7 protein-coding genes are annotated in these 2,863 nt (G+C 73.7%); all 7 read right to left on the bottom strand.

The annotated features are described in order from the left end of the window. Positions 1-1,135 (bottom strand): hypothetical protein (locus tag DQW06_RS20220; protein ID WP_198662509.1); only part of this gene is annotated, 1,135 nt, incomplete at its 3' end. Continuing rightward, a complete protein-coding gene (locus DQW06_RS28985; RefSeq protein WP_157983516.1) occupies positions 1,135-1,290 on the bottom strand; it encodes a hypothetical protein in 156 nt (51 codons plus the stop codon). The genes DQW06_RS28985 and DQW06_RS20220, both read right to left, overlap by 1 nt. Continuing rightward, entirely contained in the window at positions 1,287-1,412 is a 126-nt protein-coding gene (locus tag DQW06_RS29775; protein WP_255418255.1) for a hypothetical protein, read from the bottom strand. The genes DQW06_RS28985 and DQW06_RS29775 overlap by 4 nt, the downstream gene beginning before the upstream one ends. After that, complete coding sequence (locus DQW06_RS20215) at positions 1,409-1,747, bottom strand: hypothetical protein (protein ID WP_117199112.1); 339 nt, start codon at positions 1,745-1,747, stop codon at positions 1,409-1,411. The genes DQW06_RS29775 and DQW06_RS20215 overlap by 4 nt, the downstream gene beginning before the upstream one ends. A 186-nt stretch (positions 1,748-1,933) precedes the next feature. Further along, on the bottom strand, positions 1,934-2,308 hold the full coding sequence (locus DQW06_RS20210) for a hypothetical protein (RefSeq protein ID WP_117199111.1): 375 nt from the start codon (positions 2,306-2,308) through the stop codon (positions 1,934-1,936). A gap of 53 nt (positions 2,309-2,361) precedes the next feature. Further along, positions 2,362-2,601, bottom strand: coding sequence for a hypothetical protein (locus DQW06_RS20205; protein WP_117199110.1), 240 nt, complete (start codon positions 2,599-2,601; stop codon positions 2,362-2,364). A 29-nt stretch (positions 2,602-2,630) separates the two neighbouring features. Next, positions 2,631-2,863 (bottom strand): hypothetical protein (locus DQW06_RS20200; RefSeq protein ID WP_157983515.1); only part of this gene is annotated, 233 nt, incomplete at its 5' end.

Genomic DNA, 2,863 nt, shown 5'->3' with positions numbered 1-2,863 from the left:
GGCCCTCCGCCCGGGGGGCGGACTCCCCGCCGCCCGGGGCGGGCGGGATACCGTCCAGCAGCGCCTGGAAGACGCTCATGCCCCGGTCGGCCATGGCGGTGATGCGCTCCTCGGCCAGCACCTCCAGCACCCGGCGGATCCGCTCGACCTCCACCGCGTCCTGGTCCTGCTTCTCGTCCTCGACCGACCCCGGCTCGGGAGCCGGGGAGGCCGGGTCGGCCTCGACCTCGGGAATGAACGCACCGGCGGCGGTGGCCTCCAGGCGCGCCCGTTCGGCCGACCACGTCTCGGTCTTCCACTGGGCGGTGTTGGCGCGGATCACCGACCGGATGACCGTGGTGGTGCCCCAGGACGCCGCCGACGCGCCCAGCGCGATGACCGCGCCCACGATCCCGACCACGCCCAGCAGCCCGGTGTCCCCCGCCGCGATACCGGCGACGTTGAGGCCGACCGAGACCACCAGCAGGACGCCGATCGCGCCCAGCATGATCGCCAGCACCCGCTTCGCGTCCTCGCCCAGGTCCTGGAGGCTGGCCTTGTTGTGGGTGCGCACCAGCCCCTGGAACGTGAGCAACAGGATCACCGGGACGGTGAGCAGCGCTTCGGCCAGGACCCCGACCCCGATCGCGACCGGCAGGTCCCAGGACGTGTGCGCCCAGGCGCCGATGCCCAGCGCCGAGGCCGCCGACCCGGCCAGCGAGACGCCGATGAGCATCCGTCGGATGCGCGGGTCGGCCTCGTGCAACGCCAGGCTGGACGCGGCGGGGTTGTCGGCCTCCTCGTAGGCGTCGATCGCCTCCAGGGTGGCCGCGGCCCGGTCCGCGCGGGTCTCGGCCATCGTCAGCGCCCGCTCCCCGCGCTGGGCGCGGGAGCGGCGCTGGCGCCGCGCGGCGGCGAGCTGGTCGTCGGCGGTCTCGGCCTGCTCGGCCAGCACCGCCCGGGAGATGGTGTCGGCGGCCGCGATGCGCTGGTCCAGCGTGCGCGGGTTCGCGGCCGGGTCCTTCCGCAACGTGGTGGTGTCGATGCCGTGCAGCTCGTCGGTGGCGGCGTTGAGCTTGCGCCAGGCCTCGACCGCGGCGTTCGGGTCGACGCCGATCGGCGGCTCGGGTGCGGTCTTGGTCTTCCTCTTCGACATCAGCGGTCCTCCTTCGGGGCGCGACGGGCGTGTCGGGCGGGCTCGGGCAAGGGGTGGTCGGCGTGGACCAGGGCGCGGCCGCCGGTGGCGGCCAGGAGCACCGCGATGGCGGTGCACAGCAGGGCCAAAGCGGCCAGGAACAGGACGGTGCTCATCGCGTCTTCCCGCAGCCCCAGCACACGTAGAGGCTGCGGATGACGTCCCAGTCCATCGGCTGGGCCCCGCAGCAGCGCGGGGCGTGGGAGGGCCGGAACAGGCGGCGGATCAGGTGGTTCATGCGGCCGCCCCCCGCTGCGCGTAGTCGGCGGCGGGCCAGGAGCCGTCGACGTCGACGGGGGCCAGGGCCAGCACCGGCGCGGGCTCCTCCAAGACCTCGCGGACCGCGAGGATCAGCAGCCGAGAGGGCAGCGGGCCCAGCACCGCGCGGTAGGACTCGACCAGGGCGCGGATGCGCAGGCGCTGGGGAACGGTGGTGTGGGCCTGGACCTGGTGGGTGGCCGCCTCCAGGTCGGCGAGCAGCGCCGACCCGGCGACGATCTGCCAGGAGCAGCTCGCGCAGTCGCGGGTGGCGATCGTGCTCGCGCTCTCGCGGGTACGCTCGTTCTTGTGCATCTGTGGTGCCTCTTCCTCGTCAAGGTGGGTGGTGTGCAGGTGCGCAAGAGCCCCGCCAGGGCGCCAATCCCGGGCGGGGCTCACTGCTGTGTAGGGGTGGGGTCCCGGCCGGTGGCCGGGGTGGACCGGGCGGTCCCCGCGCCCCGCCCGCAGGACGGGCGGGCGGGACACAGGCACCGCCCGGACCTAGAACGGCACCCCGGTGAGCTGCTCCAACAGGTCCGCGCGGCGCTTCTGCAACCGCTCGATCTGCGCCTCCAACAGCTCTAGCGGCTTCTCGTCCTCGGGCAGGGACACCGTCAGCACGCCCAGGAGCGGGCCGCGCTGGTAGGTGGAGCCGCGCCCGCCCGGGACGCTGGCGTGCACGACGCCCTCAGCGGCGTCGGGGTGCGCGTCCACCTCCACCGTCGTGGTCGGCGCGAGGTAGCGCTCGGCGTAGGCGCTGACCCGGGTGAGGAAGTCGATCTGGTTGTCGGCGTGCACGGTCAGCGGCGCGACCTCGGTGTGCAGGCCGATCCGGTCGAAGGACACGATCCGGGTGAAGCCGTCAGGGTTACGCATGAAGTCCTCTTCCTCGTGGTGTTCGTACTGGTCAGGGCGGCGATCGCAGCCGGTCAGGCGGTGTACATCTGCTCTTCGAGGGCACGGATCTCCCGGCCGAGCCGGGTCCGCTCGGCCCGCGTGCTCTCGGCGTCCAGAACCAGGCCGAGATTGAAGATCTCGTCCTGCAGGGCGCTGATCTGGGTCCGGATCTCACGGCGGCGGCGGTCAGCGTCCATGCGCGCTCCCTCAGCTCGCATGACCCAGTCGCCGGGGTAGGCGCGGGCGGCGAAGTTTTCCCAGTAGCTGTCCATCGTGTGTCCCTTCTGGGTGTTCGTACTGGTCAGGCGGCGATGTCGTAGGTGGTGAGCAGGTGCTGGGCGCGGGCCCGGCGGCGCTCGGAGCCCCGCTCGGCGGCCCGGCGCAGCAGGCCGGTCAGGCCCCGGCGAAGGGCGTGGGGAGCGGACCACCGCTGCACGAGGCGGTCCACGGTGTCCTTGGTGGCGCCGGTCAGTCCCGCGATGCCCGCCCAGACCAGGACCTGGCGGCGCGCGCGGCGCTCGGCCGGGGTGTCGT

Source organism: Nocardiopsis sp. TNDT3, from assembly GCF_003427465.1.
Lineage (GTDB): Bacteria > Actinomycetota > Actinomycetes > Streptosporangiales > Streptosporangiaceae > Nocardiopsis > Nocardiopsis dassonvillei.
This window is presented reverse-complemented; position numbering and strand designations above follow the sequence as displayed.